Genomic DNA, 16,022 nt, shown 5'->3' with positions numbered 1-16,022 from the left:
TCCTCGCGCCCCTGAAGGGGCGCTGCGGTCGCCCCCCGTGTCATCCGTTCGGCCCATCAGCGCCCCGCCCCCACCCCCGCCCCGCGCCATGGTCGTAGGAGCACGACACGCTCGTACGCCATGAGGGGTGGACTCAGACGTGACCGACACCGCAGGCACGGCCTCCGGACGTGGTGCGCTGGGTCCGGAGCTCGGTGCCACCCCTACCGGCGCCGGGGTCATACGTCGGCGTAGGCGCTGGCTGCGTTACACGGCGATCGGTGTCGCGGTCGTGGTGCTCGGTGCCGCGGGAGTGGGCTGGGCGGCGTACGAGAAGCTGAACGCGAACATCACGGCGGACAACGACGCGGCCACCGAGCTCGCCCGGTACGAGAAGGAACGGCCCACCGCGCTGGTGCGCGACGCGCAGAACATCCTGCTGATCGGGTCGGACTCGCGGGCCGGGGACGGCAACGCGAAGTACGGGCGGGACTCCGGCACCGAGCGGTCCGACACCACGATCCTGCTGCATCTCGCCGCGAACCGGCGCAGCGCGACCGCCGTCTCCCTCCCCCGCGACCTGATGGTGGACGTGCCCAGCTGCCGCCGCCCGGACGGCACCCGCACCGAGCCGATGCTCGCGATGTTCAACTACGCCTTCCAGACGGGCGGTTCGGCCTGCACGATCCGTACCGTCGAGAAGCTCACGAACATCCGTGTCGACCACCACATGGTCGTCGACTTCAACGGTTTCAAGGAGATGGTCGACGCGGTCGACGGCGTCCGGGTGTGTCTGAAGGAGCCGATCGACGACAAGGAAGCCCAGCTGAAGCTGCCGGCGGGCAAGGTGACGCTCAACGGCGAACAGGCCCTCGGTTATGTCCGCGCCCGCAAGAGCATCGGCGACGGCAGCGACACCGACCGGATGGACCGCCAGCAGCGCTTCCTCGGCGCACTCGTCAACAAGGTGCGCAGCAACGACGTACTGCTCAATCCCACGAAGCTCTATCCCGTGCTCGACGCGGCCACCTCCTCGCTCACCACGGACCCGGCGCTGGCGAACCTGCGCGGGCTGTACGACCTCGTGCGCGGCATGCGCAACATCCCCACGGAGCGGGTGCAGTTCCTGACGGTGCCCCGGACGTCGTACGTCTACAACGCCAACCGCGACCAGCTCGTGGAACCCGAAGCTGAGAAACTCTTCACGCGGCTGCGTGAGGATGCGCCGATCGCGGTCACAAAGGACCTTCCGGAGGTTTCCCCCACAAACAGCTCGTACGACTCCGCTTTCGGGGAGTCCTACGACGAGTCCCGGGAGTCCTACGCCGAGCCCTACGACGAGTCCGAGGGCGAGTCCTACGAGGACGGGAAACCGGGCGGAAAGGGACCCGCCGGAGTCCCGCGGAGTCCCGATCCGGCGCCGACTTTCCGGGGGAACACGGCGGCCGAGGACGAGTGCGGGTAAAGCCCACGTCAAGGCGGGGAACTGCTGAGCTAAGAACTCTCTGAGAAATAGGGCGGATTGCCCAGTTGTAGGCAGGTGGAATTTGTCACTGCCGTCGCTTGACGCTGAACTGGGCGGATAGTGTGAGCGATCCGGTGCACCCGGCCTTCAGGTCTGTCCTGCGGTCGCGCACTGCTGGACCGACTGACCGAGCGCCTTTTGTAGGGGGAAAAGGCGCCGCGTGGCCCCGACGGAGGACTTAAGCAACCGTGGACGCGCAAGGCCGTGGGCGGGCGGACGATATCGACCCCGCAGACCAGTGGGTACTCAACCCGAACACCGGCGACTACGAACTGCGACTGCGGCCTTCCGCACCGCAATCACCAGTCCCCGGTCCTCGCAGATCGGCCCGTGGCGCGGGGGGCGTCCCAACGGGCTCACGCAGCACGCCGGTCCGCGAACCCGGCGAAGCTCCGGGCCGCGTTCCCGACACCGATGTGCCGGGGCCGCGCAGGCGCCGTGGCGCACCCGCCGAACCGCCTCCAGGGCGCCGGCGGGGGCGTACGAAGCCGAAGAAGTCGAAGGCGAAGAAGATACTGCTGTGGACCGGCGGCACGATGGCCCTCGTGCTGGTCGCCGCCTCCACCGCCGGGTACTTCTACCTCAAGCACCTCGAGGGCAACGTCACCACGACGGACGTCGGCAACGCGGCCTCCAGCAGCTTCAGCAAGGACGAGGCCTTCAACATCCTCATCATCGGTACGGACAAACGCACCGGTGAGGGCAACGAGGAGTACGGCGACTCGGGCAGCGTCGGTCACGCCGACACGACGATCCTGCTGCACGTCTCCAAGGACCGTACGAACGCGACGGCGTTGAGCATTCCGCGTGACCTGATCGTCGACATCCCGGACTGCGAGACGAAGCAGGCGGACGGCTCCTCCAAGATCATCCCAGGCACGACGGACGTCCGCTTCAACACGAGCCTCGGTCAGTACGGCCGGGACGCGGGCTGCACCATGCGCACGGTCAAGGAAGTCACCGGCATCACGCCCAACCACTTCATGATGGCCGACTTCAACGCGGTCAAGACGCTGACCACCGCGGTGGACGGCGTCGAGGTCTGCCTCGCCAAGGACGTCGACGACGACGACTCCAAACTCAAGCTCTCCGCCGGCAAGCACACGATCGAGGGCGAGACGGCGCTCGCCTTCCTCCGCACCCGGCACAGCTTCGGCAACTCGGGCGACCTCGACCGCATCAAGGTGCAGCAGCAGTTCCTGGCCTCGCTGATGCGCAAGATGTCCTCCAGCGACACCCTCACCAGCCCCAGCAAGCTGCTGAAGCTGGCCGAGGCCGCCACCAAGGCGCTGACGGTGGACACCGGTATCGGCAAGGTCAGCACGCTCAAGGACGTGGCCCTGGAGCTGAAGAAGGTGCCGACGAAGAACATCACCTTCCTCACGACGCCGGTCATCGACAACCCGGCCGAGGAGACCCCGGTGACGGTCGTCGTCTCCCCCACGGATTCTCAGCCGGTCTTCGACATGATCAGGGACGATGTGTCCTTCACCGAGGTGAAGGCGCAGGAGAAGAAGGAGGCCGCAGCGGTGGCCGCCCGGCTCAAGGGCACCCAGTCCGCGGCCGCCGATGTCCGGGTCAACATCTACAACGGCGGCGCCCCCGCCGGCTCCGCACAGGAAACACTTAACTGGCTGCAGAATGATGAGGGCGTGACCAAGTCCAGCCAGCTCGGCAACGCCGAGGAAACGCTCAGCAAGACGACCCTCGAGTACTCGCCCGACCAGGCCGATCAGGCGCGCAAGCTGGCGGATCTCATGGGGTTGTCCGGTTCGGCGATGAAGCCTGGCAAGAGCGAGACGAACTCACAGGGTCTGCCCGCGATCGTGCTGACCCTGGGCAAGGACTTCAAGGGCGCGGGGGTCTCCATGACCGCTGCGACAACGGCGCCCTCGACGGTCGAAAAGTCCACGGCGGACAAAACTGTGTGCGCCAGCTGATGACCTAACGGGTCCGTCATGCGTCCAACAGGACGTGAGTGCGTCCGACTTGGGCGCCACAAACGTTCAACTGGACGCGGGACGGGCCCGTTTGTCAGGCGCAGGGTGGGGAGGGGCAGCAAGATGGCGCAAAGTGGTGTGCGCGGGGAGGGAAGACGCTCAAACGGCCGGGGGGCCGGTGAGCTGGGCTGGGACGACAGCCTGTACGACGAGAGCGGTGAGCCCGTCCGGGGGGCCGACGGCGATTCCGGTCAGGGCGCCGAGAGCGTTCCCGGCCCGAGGGCCGACGGAGAGCCGGCGGCGGCCCCAGTGGCGGCCGACGGCGATCCGGTTCCGGGAGCCGACGGCCGGACGGCCGAGGACACGATGCCCCTCAAAGCGCAGGGGAGCAGCGGGAGCGGCGGCGCCCGCCGGCACGGGGGCGGGGCGCGCCCGCGCCGCAAACGCCGAATACTGCGCTGGTCGGCGATGGTCCTGGCAGTCCTGATACTTGGCACCGCGGGTGCCGGATATCTCTACTACCAGCACCTGAACGACAACATCCAGAAGGACAAACTGAACATCGGCGACGAGAAGGACCGCGCCGCCAAGTCCGAGGCGAACGCGGCCGGCCAGACCCCGCTGAACATCCTTCTGATCGGCTCGGACGCCCGGGACACCGAGGAGAACCAGGAACTCGGCGGCGCGAAGGAGACCTTCGGCTCCACCCCGCTCGCGGACGTCCAGATGCTGTTGCACCTCTCCGCCGACCGCACCAACATGTCGGTGATCAGCATGCCGCGCGACACCCTCGTGGACATCCCCAAGTGCACGGACCCGGACGACGGCGAGGTGTACGCGGCAACCACCGTTCGCACGTTGACCAACCGGACACTCGGCCGCGGCGGCCCCGGCTGCACGGTGGCCACCTGGGAGAAGCTGACCGACATCCACATCGACCACTTCATGCAGATCGACTTCTCGGGTGTGGTCTCGATGGCGGACGCGATCGGCGGCGTCCCGGTCTGCGTGGACGCCAACGTCGAGTCCAGGGACAGCCAGGGCCACGGCTCAGGGCTGAAGCTGGAAGAGGGCACCACGTACGTCAAGGGTGAGCAGGCCCTGCAGTGGCTGCGTACCCGCTACGGCTTCGAGGACGGCAGCGACCTGGCGCGCGCCAAGGCTCAGCACCAGTACATGAACTCGATGGTCCGCCAGCTGCGCGAGAACGCCACGATCACCAACCCCACGAAGCTGCTCAAGCTCGCCAACACGGCCACCAAAGCGCTGATCGTCGACGAGAGCCTGGACGAGGTGGGGAAACTCTACGACCTCGGCAACGAGCTGAAGAAGGTCGAGCCGAAGCGGATCACGATGACCACGATGCCGAACCGGTACGTCGGCGTGCATGTGGAGCCCACGGACGACGCGGCCAAGCTGTTCCGTCTCGTCCGCGAGGACATCGCGCTGGACGGCAAGGACAAGAAGAAGACGACCACGGAGAAGGCCTCCTCGGATCCGGCCGCCGCGGACGACAAGATCGGCGTGGCCGTGCTGAACGGCACCCGGACGTCCACGCTGGGCCCGGTCAGCGGGCGGGCGAGCGATGTGAGCGAGCTGCTGGTCGGCAAGGGCTTCACCCAGGCGTCGGCGGAGCAGACGGAAGCGACGGCCGAGGACAAGACGCTGATCAAGTACCCGAGCGCCGACCTGGAGGGTGACGCCCAGCGGGTCGCCAAGGCCCTGGGGATTCCGACGAGTTCGGTGGAGAAGTCGACGAACGTCTCGGGCGTCACGCTCGTGGTCGGCGCCGACTGGCGCGAGGGCACGACGTACAAGGCCGAGGTGGAGGACAACACGATTCCGGACACGGCGGAGGCGCTCAACGGCGCCAACGACGAGGCCTGCATGCACGTGAACCCGAACTACACCTGGTCGTAAGCGAGTAAGCGAGTAAGCGAGTTGGGCCCCTCTCCATGCCGAGAGGGGCCCAACTCGTGCACCTACAACCTCAGTTGGAGCTGAGCACCGCCGGACGCCGCGACGCGATGACCTTCTTCGCGAGCGCCTTCGGGCTGGTGAGGAAGCCCCAGCCCCACGACATGTGCATCGTCGCGAGGGCGAGGGGAATCTGGAGCCGCGCCTTCAGCGGCAGCCCCTTGCCCGTGGCCAGCGACCCGAGCGCGATGGCCGCGAGATAGCCGCCGGGGATCACGAACCCCCAGGGGGTCAGCGCCGCGCCCACCACGACACCCAGCGTGATCGCGCAGACGGCGGTCGGCGGGGCGAGGTAGCGCAGGTTGATGGAGCCCTCGTGGAAGCGGGCGACGACATGGCGCCAGCGCCCGTAGTCCTTGTACTGCCTGGCGAGGGCGCGCATGGAGGGCCTCGGGCGGTACGACACCCGCAGCTCGGGCGAGAACCAGATGAGGCCGCCCGCCTCCCTGATCCGGAAGTTCAGCTCCCAGTCCTGGGCGCGGATGAACTCCTCGTTGTAGCCGCCCTGTTGCTCAAGGGCCTCACGCCGGAAGACACCGAGGTACACGGTATCGGCGGGCCCTGCCTCGCCTCCCGTGTGGAAGGCCGCGTTCCCCACGCCGATCTTCGAGGTCATCGCGGCGGCGACCGCATGCTCCCAGTCGTTCTCACCCTCGGCGTGCATGACCCCGCCGACGTTCTGCGCGCCGGTCTCCGCGAGGAGACGTACGGCGGTCGCGATGTAGTTGGGCGAGAGCATGCCGTGCCCGTCGACGCGTACGACGATGGGGTGGCTGGACGCCTTGATCGCCGCGTTCAGCGCGGCGGGCGTGCGACCGGCCGGGTTCGGCACGGTGTGCACGCGCGGATCCTCGCCCGCGAGCTCGGCGGCGATCTCCTCCGTACGGTCCGAGGACGGACCGATGGCGAGCACCACCTCCATCTCGCCGTCGTACTCCTGCGCCAGGATCGCTTGGACGGCCCCGCGCAGGTGCCGCTCCTCGTCGAGGACGGGCATGATCACAGAAACGGCGGGAGACCGCACGTCAGACTTCTCGCTCATCGGTCGCCACGTTACCGCGAATGGGGGACACGGTCGCGCGCCGCCCTCTCTCCGCCCCGGGCCGCAGATCGTATGGGCCTACGGTGCTCACGGATCCCACGGCCGGCCTTCGCGGAGGTGCCCCCTTGCCCACGCCGCCCCGCTCCCCCGCACGCCCTCCACGCCGACCGGGGCCTTCCCCCGCCCGGCGGCCGCCCGTACGGCGCAAGAAGCCACGCTGGGCCATGCGGGCGGTGACGACGCTCTCGGTGGTGGTGCTCGCCGCGGCGGGCATCGGGCACGCGGTGGTCACCAGCCTGGACGCGGACATCGCCCGGGTCGACCCCTTCAAGGACATGAAGAACCGTCCCGAGGCGGGCCACGGCATGAACGTGCTGCTGGTCGGCACCGACGGCCGGGACAAGATCACGGAGGCGGAGCGGCGCAAGTACCGGCTGGGCGGCGCGCCCTGCCACTGCACCGACACGATCATGATCGTGCACATCTCGGAGGACCGGGAGCGTGCCAGCGTGGTGAGCCTGCCGCGCGACTCGTACGCCGAGACGCCCGCGCACACCGACCAGATCACCGGCAAGAAGCACGGCTCGCACCCCATCAAGATCAACGCGGCGTACGCCGAGGGCGGGCCGCAGCTGACCGTGCGCACGGTCGAGAGCATGACCCGGGTGAAGATCGACCACTACCTGGAGGTCGACTTCACCAGCTTCATGAAGACCGTCGACGAGCTCGGCGGTGTGGAGATCTGCACGACGAAGCCCCTCAAGGACTCGTACACCGGGCTCGACCTCACGGCGGGCTCGCACCGGCTGAACGGCGGGCAGGCACTCCAGTACGTCCGCTCCCGCCATGCCGACGGTTCCTCCGACCTCGGCCGGATGCAGCGCCAGCAGCGTTTCCTGGCGGCGCTGATCGCACGGGCCACCTCGTCCGGGGTGCTGCTGAACCCGATGAAGTTCCGCGACGTCACCCGGGCCGTGCTCGGCTCGGTCCGCGCGGACAAGGGGTTCGGCACGGACGAACTGCTCGACCTCGGGCGGGCGATGCGCGACTTCTCACCCTCCTCGTCCGAGTTCACGACCGTGCCGATCGGGCAGATGGGATACGCCGTGAAGGGCGTCGGCTCGACGCTCAAGTGGGACCCGGTCAAGTCGAAGAAGCTCTTCCAGGCCCTGCGCGACGACCGGCCGCTCGCGGCGCACAAGCCCCGCAGCAACGCCCTGCGCGTCGATGTGGCCCCGCAGCAGATCCGCGTCCAGGTCGAGAACGGGACGCCCACGGCGGGCCTCGGCATGCGGGTCGACAGCGCGCTCGCCGCCACCGGGTTCCGTACGACCCGGCAGCCCGTCACCGCGCAGGACCGCACCCTCCGCCGCACGATCGTCTCGTACGACCCCCGCTGGGACCGCTCCGCGAAGTCCCTCGCGGCCGCCCTGCCCGGCTGCGAACTGCGCGCGGTCAAGGGGCGGGGGCCGCTCCTGAAGGTGACCGCTGGGGCGGACTTCAAGGGGGTGCGGAAGGTGCGGGCGGACGATCCGTATCAGGGGGAGTTCGGGGTGACTACGGGGGATCAGGTGATTTGTCCGTAACGGTCACCGTCACCGTCGCCGTCACCGTGGGTGCCGTTACTCGTCCAGACCCTCCGCCGCGCGCTTCTCGCGCAGGTCCATGATCGCGCGGCGCCTGGCCAGTCGGTGGGTGCGGCGGATCTGGGCCTCCTGGTACCGGCGTTCGTCGCGCTCGGTCTCCGGGAGGACCGGCGGCACCGGTCGCGGCTTGCCGTCGGCGTCGACCGCGGCGAAGACGAGGTAGGCCGAGCCCACCTGTTGGGGTGGCGTGGACTCGTTCCACCGCTCGGCCAGGACGCGGACGCCGACCTCCATGGACGTACGACCGGTCCAGTTCACCTGGGCCTTCACATGGACCAGGTCGCCCACGCGGACGGGTTCCAGGAAGGCCATCTCGTCCATGGAGGCGGTGACGGCGGGCCCGCCGGAGTGCCGTCCGGCCACCGCGCCCGCCGCGTCGTCCACGAGCTTCATGATCACTCCACCGTGCACCGTTCCCAGAAGGTTGGTGTCGTTGTGGCTCATGATGTGGCTGAGGGTGGTCCGGGACGCTGAGGTGGGCTTGCCCGGAATATCGGATTCCGGGGTGGGGGCCTGGTCTGTCATGGCGTCCACCTTATGCGGGGGTCACACAGAGGTTGCTTTGCATCAGGTCTGCAACAGGCATGGCATGAATCTCCTCACTCTCTTGTATGGCGCACAGTGCGGCACTGCACACTGGTCCGCATGAACGATTGGCCCGACGAGAACCGCAACGACCGGTACGGACGCGGCAGCGCCGGCGCACAGCCCGAGAGCGCGCGCGTCATGCGGCAGGTCCGCCGTGGCCAGCCGGGCCCCGGTCCGTCCGCGCCGCCGTACGGCGGGGTGCCCCAGCAGCCGACGTACGTCGACGGTCAGGGGTACGACGACCAGTACGGCAACGGCTACAACTCGGGCCAGGTCTACGGCACGCCGAACGGCGGCGGACCGCAGGGACCGGGCGGGCCGGGCGGCGGACGGGGTCCGCGCCGCGCGCCGAACTGGGGCCGCCGGATCAAGTGGACCGCCATCACGCTGGTCACACTGCTCGTCGTGGTCTCCGTCAGCACGTACTTCTGGGCCGACTCCAAGCTCAACCGTGACGTGGATCTCTCGAAGGTCATCGACCGCCCCGACGCGGGCGAGGGCACGAACTACCTGATCGTCGGTTCCGACAGCCGCGCCGGCATGACCGCCGAGGAGAAGAAGGCGCTGCACACCGGATCCGCCGAGGGCAAGCGCACGGACTCGATGATGATCCTGCACACCGGCGACAACGGCTCCACGCTGATCTCGCTGCCGCGTGACTCCGACGTCGAGATCCCGACCTTCGTGGGCTCCGAGTCCGGCAAGACGTACAAGGGCACGGGCCGGCACGTGAAGCTGAACGCTGCGTACGCAGAGGACGGGCCCGAACTGCTCGTGCGCACCGTCGAGTTCAACACCGGGCTGCACATCGACCACTACGTGGAGATCGGCTTCGCGGGCTTCGCGGACATCGTCGACTCGGTCGGCGGCGTGGAGATCGAGATCCCGAAGGGCGGCATGAAGGACACCAAGTCCGGCGCCGACTTCGAGGCGGGCAAGCAGACCCTCAACGGCGAGCAGGCCCTCGCGTTCGTCCGTACCCGCTACGCGCTCGCGGGCAGCGACCTCGACCGTACGAAGAACCAGCAGAAGTTCCTCTCGGCGCTGGCCAACCAGGTCGCGACACCGGGCACCGTCCTGAACCCCTTCAAGCTGTACCCGACCATGGGCGCCGGCCTCGACAGTCTCATCGTCGACAAGGACATGGGCCTGTTCGACCTCGCCGACATGTTCTGGGCCATGAAGAGCGTCAGCGGCGGCGACGGCACCTCGATGAACATGCCGATCTCCGGCTCCACCGGCGGCAACCTCGTCTGGGACGAGGCCAAGGTCAAGACGCTGGTGAACGAGCTGAAGAACGACGAGAAGGTGACGGTCACGGGCGACTGAGCCAGGCGTTCCGGGCGACTGAGCCAGGAAACGAGTGAAGGGCACCCATCGGGTGCCCTTCACTCGTTTCAGACGGAGGTCACATCGAGGCGCACTACATCGCGCGGCACATCTCGGCGGCGCGGCGACAGGACTCCGCGCAGCGCATCATCTGGGGGTCGTCCGGCATCGTCATACACGCCTCGGCACACATGTCGCAGGCCTTGGCGCACATGACGCACATCTCGGCCGACATGGGTGAGCGGCGCATCATCATGTCGGCGCACATGCGAGTCATCTCGGAGCAGTCCATGAGCGCGCGCATGACCTGCATCTGGGCCTGGCCGCCCATCTGCATGCAGGAGCTCATGGTCTCCTCGCACACGGCGTGGCAGGACATGCAGGCCTCGACGCAGTCCTGCATCGCCTTGCTCATCGCGGTCATGTTTCCGGTCTGGGTCATGACTTCTCCCGGGGGTGGGGGCCCCTGAGCGGGGTCCCGTGCCCTTCCGTCGTACGCCGTCCCGGCCGACCTCGCCATCGGACGGCAGGCGGAAGAGGGGCTCGGGGAGGCCCCTCCCCCGCATCCGCCTTTACGGCAGGTTGCGGGCCATCACGATGCGCTGGACCTGGTTCGTGCCCTCGTAGATCTGGGTGATCTTGGCGTCGCGCATCATGCGCTCGACCGGGTAGTCGCGGGTGTAGCCGTAGCCGCCCAGGAGCTGGACGGCGTCCGTCGTGACCTCCATGGCCACGTCCGAGGCGAAGCACTTGGCCGCCGCGCCCTGGAAGGTGAGGTCCTTGTCGCCGCGCTGCGACTTGGCCGCTGCCGCGTACGTCAGCTGGCGGGCGGCCTCGATCTTCATGGCCATGTCGGCGAGCATGAACTGGATGCCCTGGAACTCGGCGATCGCCTTGCCGAACTGCTTGCGCTCCTGGACGTAGCCCTTGGCGTAGTCCAGCGCGCCCTGGGCGATGCCGAGGGCCTGGGCCGCGATCGTGATGCGGGTGTGGTCCAGGGTCTTCATGGCGGTGGCGAAGCCGGTGCCCTCTTCGCCGATCATGCGGTCGGCGGGGATGCGGACGTTGTCGAGGTAGACCTCGCGGGTCGGGGAGCCCTTGATGCCGAGCTTCTTCTCCGGGGCGCCGAAGGAGACGCCCTCGTCGGACTTCTCGACCACGAAGGCGCTGATGCCCTTGCTGCGCTTCGTCGGGTCGGTGACCGCCATGACCGTGTAGTACTCGGACTCGCCCGCGTTGGTGATCCAGCGCTTCACGCCGTTGAGGACGTAGAAGTCGCCGTCGCGGACCGCCTTCGTCTTCATGCCCGCCGCGTCGGAGCCCGCGTCCGGCTCGGAGAGGGCGTACGAGAACATCGCGTCGCCCTTGGCGAGCGGGCCCAGGTACTTCTTCTTGAGGTCCTCGGAGCCGGAGAGGATCACGGGGAGCGAGCCCAGCTTGTTCACCGCCGGGATCAGCGAGGAGGACGCGCACACGCGGGCCACCTCCTCGATCACGATCACCGTGGCAAGGGCATCCGCGCCCGCGCCGCCGTACGACTCGGGTACGTGCACGGCGTGCAGGTCGGAGGCGACCAGGGCGTCCAGGGCCTCCTGCGGGAAACGGGCTTCCTCGTCCACCGCGGCCGCGAACGGCGCGATCTTCGCCTCGGCCAGCGAACGGATCGCGTCACGGAGCATGTCGTGCTCCTCGGACGGGCGGTACAGGTCGAAATCAGCCGATCCGGCCAAGGTCTCTCACGCTCCAAGGATGCTGTGACGGTGGTGCTAACTACCGTTAAGTAACCCAAATTTTAGGGGCCCTCCCACCCAAGGGATACGTGAGCTTGGCGACAGAGGGAAAGTTGCCCGTTGAGGGGCCGTCGCATGCCCCGGTTATGCTCGGGCGCGCACCCCGCCGTACACCTCAGGAGTACACCCATGGCCCTCAAGATCACCGTGATCGGCACCGGGTATCTCGGCGCCACCCACGCCGCGGCCATGGCCGAGCTCGGCTTCGAGGTCCTCGGGCTCGATGTGGTCCCCGAGAAGATCGAGATGCTCAAGCGGGGCGAGGTCCCGATGTACGAGCCGGGGCTCGAGGAGCTGCTGCGCAAGCATGTCGCGGGGATCGAGGGGTCCAGCGGGCGGCTGCGCTTCACCATGGACTGGGCCGAGGTCGGGGAGTTCGGCGACGTCCACTTCGTCTGCGTGAACACGCCGCAGAAGCACGGCGAGTACGCGTGTGACATGTCGTACGTCGATGCCGCCTTCGAGTCGCTCGCCCCGCACCTGCACGGCCCCGCCCTCGTCGTCGGCAAGTCCACCGTGCCCGTCGGCTCCGCGGACCGCCTGGCCGCCCGGCTCGTGGAGCTCGCGCCCGCCGGTGAGGACGCGGAGCTGGCCTGGAACCCGGAGTTCCTGCGCGAGGGCTTCGCCGTGAACGACACGCTGCACCCCGACCGCATCGTGGTGGGCGTACGCAGTGAGCGCGCCGAGAAGCTGCTGCGCGAGGTGTACGCGACGCCGGTCACCGCCGGATCGCCGTTCGTCCTGACCGACTTCCCGACCGCCGAGCTGGTGAAGACCTCCGCGAACTCCTTCCTCGCGACCAAGATCTCCTTCATCAACGCCATGGCCGAGGTGTGCGAGGCCGCCGACGGCGATGTCGTCAAGCTGGCCGAGGCCATCGGGCACGACGAGCGGATCGGGAAGAAGTTCCTGCGGGCCGGGATCGGGTTCGGGGGTGGCTGCCTGCCCAAGGACATCCGCGCCTTCATGGCCCGTGCCGGTGAGCTGGGTGCCGACCAGGCTCTGACCTTCCTGCGCGAGATCGACTCGATCAACATGCGCCAGCGCGGGCAGATGGTGGAGCTGGCGCGGGAGGCGCTCGGTGGCGGGTCGTTCCTGGGGAAGCGGGTCGCCGTGCTCGGTGCCGCCTTCAAGCCCGACTCGGACGACGTCCGGGACTCGCCCGCGCTGAACGTCGCCGGGCAGATCCACCTCCAGGGCGGCCAGGTCACGGTGTACGACCCGAAGGGCATGGCCAACGCTCGCCGGCTCTTCCCGACGCTCGCGTACGCCGACTCCGCCATAGAGGCCGTGCGCGGCGCCGATGTCGTACTGCACCTGACCGAGTGGCGTGAGTTCCGCGAGCTGGACCCGGCGGTCCTTGGCGAGGCCGTGACGACGCGGCTGGTCCTCGACGGGCGCAACGCGCTCGACCCGGAGGTGTGGCGGCGGGCCGGGTGGACGTACCGCGCGATGGGGCGGCCGACGGCCTGAGACTCCGGCCCACCGACTGAGGCTGTCGGGTGACGCCGATCCGGCCGAGGCTCAGTCGGCCGGATCGGCGTCGTCGCACATTCTCCACCGTCCTGCCGCCTGGTGTGGCCGGACGGGCTACTTGGCCCGGTACCTGCGCATCTTCGCGCGTGCCCCGCAGACCGACATCGAGCACCAGCGGCCGCGTCCGGCCGGGGAGCGGTCGTAGTAGGCCCAGTGGCAGTCGACGGCCTCGCAGGCCTTCAGCCGGGTCCAGGTGCCCTCGACGAGGGCCTGGGCGACGGCCGCCGCGACCCGCGAGAGCAGCGGGCCCTCGTCCGCCGGGGCGAGGGCCGCCGAGCCGTCGCCCGGGTCGACCGTGACCACCAGGTGCGCCCGCGCGAGCAGCTCGCCCAGCGGGGTCACCGTGCCGTGCGGCGGGTGGCCCGCGTGGGCGAGCAGGGCCGCGCGCAGGGACTCACGCAGCTCGCGGGCCTGTTCCAGCCCGCCCTGGGGGACACCGAACCGCGCCCGGCCCTCCGCCCCGTCCAGCGAGTCGGCGCCCGTCTCGATGTCCAGCGTGTTCACCAGGGACTGGACCAGGGCCAGGCCTCCGGGTGCGGGCGATCTGTCATTCACGCTTGCGACGTTACCTCCAATACGGGAGCATGCAGTAACCGTTACCTCTTCATGAGGCCTACGGGTAACTCGACGCTTCCTGGGAGGAAGTCATGGCTCTCGCCGAACTCGGCGTCGTCGTCCTGGACTGTCCCGACCCCCGCGCTCTCGCCGGGTTCTACGCCGAGGTGCTCGGCGGCACGGTCGAGGGCGAGGGGGACTGGATCGACCTGAAGCTGCCCGGCGGGCGGTCGCTGGCGTTCCAGGCCGCCCCCGGACACCTACCGCCGAAGTGGCCCGCGGGCGAGGCCTCGCAGCAGTTCCATCTGGACCTGACCGTGGCCGACCTGGACGCGGCCGAGAAGGGCGTGCTGGCGCTCGGGGCGCGGGCACTCGACGCGGAGGACCGGTCTCGCGGGTGGCGTGTGTACGCCGATCCGGCGGGGCACCCGTTCTGCCTCTGCGCATGTTGAGCCCGAAGGAGATTGCTGTGGAGCCTGTCGTACGTATGCGGTCCGTCGTACTCGACTGCCCCGACCCACGCGCGCTCGCCGCGTTCTACGCGGGAGTGCTGGGCGGCACCCCCTGGGGCGAGGACGACGAGTGGGTCGTCCTGCAGATCCCGGACGGGCCACGGCTCGCGTTCCAGCGGGCCCCGGGGTTCGTCCCGCCCGAGTGGCCGCGCGCCGACCTCAACTCGCAGCAGTTCCATCTCGACTTCGACGCCGGAAGCACCTGGGAAGCCCTCGAAGCCGCCCAGGAGGCGGTGCTCGCGCTCGGCGCCCGGCTGTTGCACCAGGAGGACAAGGAGGACTTCCGGGTGTACGCCGATCCGGCGGGGCATCCGTTCTGCCTCTGCCGGATCGACCACCCGGCGTAGCTATCCGTCCAGCTCCGCGATCTTCGCCGACGAGGGTTCGCGGCGCTGCCGGGCCGCGCGGGCGGTGAAGTCCGCGCTGCGCAGCACGCGTTGGACGTTGCCCCAGGTGAGCAGGGCGAGGTCGGTCTCGGACCAGCCGCGGGTGAGGAGTTCGGCGATCAGGTGCGGGTAGCAGGAGGCGTCGGCGAGGTCCTGCGGGTGCGCGGTTCCGGAGTCGTAGGTCCCCGAGAGGCCGACGGACTCCGGGCCCGCGAGGGCGCGGACGTGGTCGAGGTGGTCGGCGACGTCCCGTACCGAGGGGCCCGTCTGCTCGGCGGTGAGCGGGACGAGGCACAGGCCCTTGGCGGCGCCGAGTTCGGCGAGGACGCCGTCGGGAAGGTTGGCCGGGTGGGGGCGCAGGGCGCGGGCCGCGGAGCGGGTGAACAGGACCGGGGCCTTGGACGCGGCCATCGCGCGGGCGATCGTGGCGTCCGAGGTGCCGGAGAGGTCGGCGAGCACGCCGAGCCGGTTCATCTCGCGGAGCACCTCCTCGCCGAACCGGGTCAGGCCCGCCTCGCTCGCCCAGGACGCGCCGGAGAGGGTGAGGACGCGCAGGCCGAGCGCGTGCATGGAGCGCAGGATGCCCATCGAGTCGCCGAGCGCGCCGGCTCCGGCGGGGCCGAGTACCACGGCGACGCGGCCGCAGTGCTGGGCGTCGGTGACGTCCGCCGCGTTGCGGGTCATGCGCAGACCCTCGGGGTGGGCCTGGACCACCGTATGCACCAGGTCGAGCTGCTCCAGGGTGGCTCCGACTGCACGGTCCCCGGCGAGCCCCTCGGGCAGGTGCAGCGACCAGAACAGGGCGCCCACATGCCCTTCCCGCATCCGCGGCACATCCGTGTCCACCGCGCTCTCCCCCAGCTCCAGGTCGAACCAGGGCAGGTGGCGCAGCGCCCATGGCAGACCGCTGTAGCCGTCGGCGACGGGGTGGCCGGCGAGGAAGGCGTGGGCCCGCTCCAGCGGGTCGCCCGAGGGCTCGGGCTCGGGTGCCGTCTCGAGGTCACTGGTGTCGAGCGGCAGCGGCTCGGGCTCCGGCCAGGCAGCCGGCCGGTCCAGCTTGCCCACCTCAGCGGTCGTGTGCAGTTCGTCCTGCAGGTCTGCCATGACAGGGCTCCGTTGGGTGGACGGTGATCGCAGTACCACCACCGTTCCACGGAGGCCGGGGCGCTTCCTGGTGGGTGGGGCGTTTGGGGGTACGCCCCACCCACCGGGCAGGC

The 16,022-nt window shown here is 69.3% G+C and carries 14 protein-coding genes; 8 read left to right on the top strand and 6 right to left on the bottom strand.

What is annotated here, in order from left to right:
• The first annotated feature begins 139 nt into the window (after positions 1-139).
• The 3 genes from OG266_RS26670 to OG266_RS26660 all read left to right on the top strand — a co-directional run bounded on the left by OG266_RS26670 (position 140) and on the right by OG266_RS26660 (position 5,364).
• Positions 140-1,444: an LCP family protein gene (locus OG266_RS26670; protein ID WP_371548789.1), complete on the top strand. Its 1,305-nt coding sequence runs from the start codon at positions 140-142 to the stop codon at positions 1,442-1,444.
• A 248-nt stretch (positions 1,445-1,692) separates the two neighbouring features.
• Positions 1,693-3,444: an LCP family protein gene (locus OG266_RS26665; RefSeq protein ID WP_371548788.1), complete on the top strand. Its 1,752-nt coding sequence runs from the start codon at positions 1,693-1,695 to the stop codon at positions 3,442-3,444.
• A 123-nt stretch (positions 3,445-3,567) separates the two neighbouring features.
• Entirely contained in the window at positions 3,568-5,364 is a 1,797-nt protein-coding gene (locus OG266_RS26660) for an LCP family protein (RefSeq protein ID WP_371548787.1), read from the top strand.
• Between the two features lie 70 nt (positions 5,365-5,434).
• Here the strand turns inward: OG266_RS26660 and OG266_RS26655 are convergent, their stop codons facing one another.
• Positions 5,435-6,463 carry a glycosyltransferase family 2 protein gene (locus OG266_RS26655; RefSeq protein WP_371548786.1) on the bottom strand — a complete coding sequence of 343 codons (1,029 nt, stop codon included), beginning with the start codon at positions 6,461-6,463 and terminating at the stop codon, positions 5,435-5,437.
• 224 nt (positions 6,464-6,687) lie between these two features.
• Between OG266_RS26655 and OG266_RS26650 the strand changes: the two genes are divergently transcribed.
• Positions 6,688-8,049 (top strand): LCP family protein, encoded by a 1,362-nt coding sequence (locus OG266_RS26650; RefSeq protein WP_371548785.1) that lies wholly within the window; start codon positions 6,688-6,690, stop codon positions 8,047-8,049.
• 36 nt (positions 8,050-8,085) lie between these two features.
• Here the strand turns inward: OG266_RS26650 and OG266_RS26645 are convergent, their stop codons facing one another.
• Positions 8,086-8,634 (bottom strand): acyl-CoA thioesterase, encoded by a 549-nt coding sequence (locus OG266_RS26645; RefSeq protein ID WP_266460627.1) that lies wholly within the window; start codon positions 8,632-8,634, stop codon positions 8,086-8,088.
• A gap of 120 nt (positions 8,635-8,754) precedes the next feature.
• Here OG266_RS26645 and OG266_RS26640 point away from each other — a divergent pair, with 120 nt between their 5' ends.
• On the top strand, positions 8,755-10,026 hold the full coding sequence (locus OG266_RS26640; RefSeq protein WP_266460625.1) for an LCP family protein: 1,272 nt from the start codon (positions 8,755-8,757) through the stop codon (positions 10,024-10,026).
• 94 nt (positions 10,027-10,120) lie between these two features.
• Here OG266_RS26640 and OG266_RS26635 read toward each other — a convergent pair whose 3' ends face one another.
• Positions 10,121-10,468, bottom strand: coding sequence for a four-helix bundle copper-binding protein (locus OG266_RS26635; protein WP_266460623.1), 348 nt, complete (start codon positions 10,466-10,468; stop codon positions 10,121-10,123).
• A 130-nt stretch (positions 10,469-10,598) separates the two neighbouring features.
• On the bottom strand, positions 10,599-11,756 hold the full coding sequence (locus OG266_RS26630) for an acyl-CoA dehydrogenase family protein (protein WP_266460620.1): 1,158 nt from the start codon (positions 11,754-11,756) through the stop codon (positions 10,599-10,601).
• Between the two features lie 189 nt (positions 11,757-11,945).
• On the opposite strand from OG266_RS26630, the gene OG266_RS26625 reads away from it, so the two are divergent.
• A complete protein-coding gene (locus tag OG266_RS26625; RefSeq protein ID WP_371548784.1) occupies positions 11,946-13,289 on the top strand; it encodes a UDP-glucose/GDP-mannose dehydrogenase family protein in 1,344 nt (447 codons plus the stop codon).
• Between the two features lie 117 nt (positions 13,290-13,406).
• Here the strand turns inward: OG266_RS26625 and OG266_RS26620 are convergent, their stop codons facing one another.
• The gene (locus tag OG266_RS26620; RefSeq protein WP_371548783.1) at positions 13,407-13,907 is read right to left on the bottom strand and encodes a CGNR zinc finger domain-containing protein; all 501 of its coding nucleotides are present in this window, start codon (positions 13,905-13,907) and stop codon (positions 13,407-13,409) included.
• Positions 13,908-13,999: 92 nt separating this feature from the next.
• On the opposite strand from OG266_RS26620, the gene OG266_RS26615 reads away from it, so the two are divergent.
• The gene (locus tag OG266_RS26615) at positions 14,000-14,359 is read left to right on the top strand and encodes a VOC family protein (protein ID WP_371548782.1); all 360 of its coding nucleotides are present in this window, start codon (positions 14,000-14,002) and stop codon (positions 14,357-14,359) included.
• A 35-nt stretch (positions 14,360-14,394) separates the two neighbouring features.
• Positions 14,395-14,766, top strand: a complete 372-nt coding sequence (locus tag OG266_RS26610) for a VOC family protein (RefSeq protein WP_329550217.1) — start codon at positions 14,395-14,397, stop codon at positions 14,764-14,766.
• Here the strand turns inward: OG266_RS26610 and OG266_RS26605 are convergent, their stop codons facing one another.
• A complete protein-coding gene (locus OG266_RS26605; protein ID WP_266460594.1) occupies positions 14,767-15,909 on the bottom strand; it encodes a dipeptidase in 1,143 nt (380 codons plus the stop codon).
• Positions 15,910-16,022 lie beyond the last annotated feature (113 nt).

Origin of the sequence: Streptomyces sp. NBC_00554 (genome assembly GCF_041431135.1) — a bacterium.
Taxonomy (GTDB): Bacteria; Actinomycetota; Actinomycetes; order Streptomycetales; family Streptomycetaceae; genus Streptomyces.
This window is presented reverse-complemented; position numbering and strand designations above follow the sequence as displayed.

Bases quoted from the DNA above. Each gene is read 5' to 3' on its own strand.
- OG266_RS26660 (WP_371548787.1), top strand. From the start codon at position 3,568: ATGGCGCAAAGTGGTGTGCGCGGGGAGGGAAGACGCTCAAACGGCCGG.
- OG266_RS26655 (WP_371548786.1), bottom strand. From the start codon at position 6,463: ATGAGCGAGAAGTCTGACGTGCGGTCTCCCGCCGTTTCTGTGATCATG.
- OG266_RS26650 (WP_371548785.1), top strand. From the start codon at position 6,688: ATGCGGGCGGTGACGACGCTCTCGGTGGTGGTGCTCGCCGCGGCGGGC.
- OG266_RS26645 (WP_266460627.1), bottom strand. From the start codon at position 8,634: ATGACAGACCAGGCCCCCACCCCGGAATCCGATATTCCGGGCAAGCCC.
- OG266_RS26640 (WP_266460625.1), top strand. From the start codon at position 8,755: ATGAACGATTGGCCCGACGAGAACCGCAACGACCGGTACGGACGCGGC.
- OG266_RS26635 (WP_266460623.1), bottom strand. From the start codon at position 10,468: ATGACCCAGACCGGAAACATGACCGCGATGAGCAAGGCGATGCAGGAC.
- OG266_RS26625 (WP_371548784.1), top strand. From the start codon at position 11,946: ATGGCCCTCAAGATCACCGTGATCGGCACCGGGTATCTCGGCGCCACC.
- OG266_RS26615 (WP_371548782.1), top strand. From the start codon at position 14,000: ATGGCTCTCGCCGAACTCGGCGTCGTCGTCCTGGACTGTCCCGACCCC.
- OG266_RS26610 (WP_329550217.1), top strand. From the start codon at position 14,395: ATGCGGTCCGTCGTACTCGACTGCCCCGACCCACGCGCGCTCGCCGCG.
- OG266_RS26605 (WP_266460594.1), bottom strand. From the start codon at position 15,909: ATGGCAGACCTGCAGGACGAACTGCACACGACCGCTGAGGTGGGCAAG.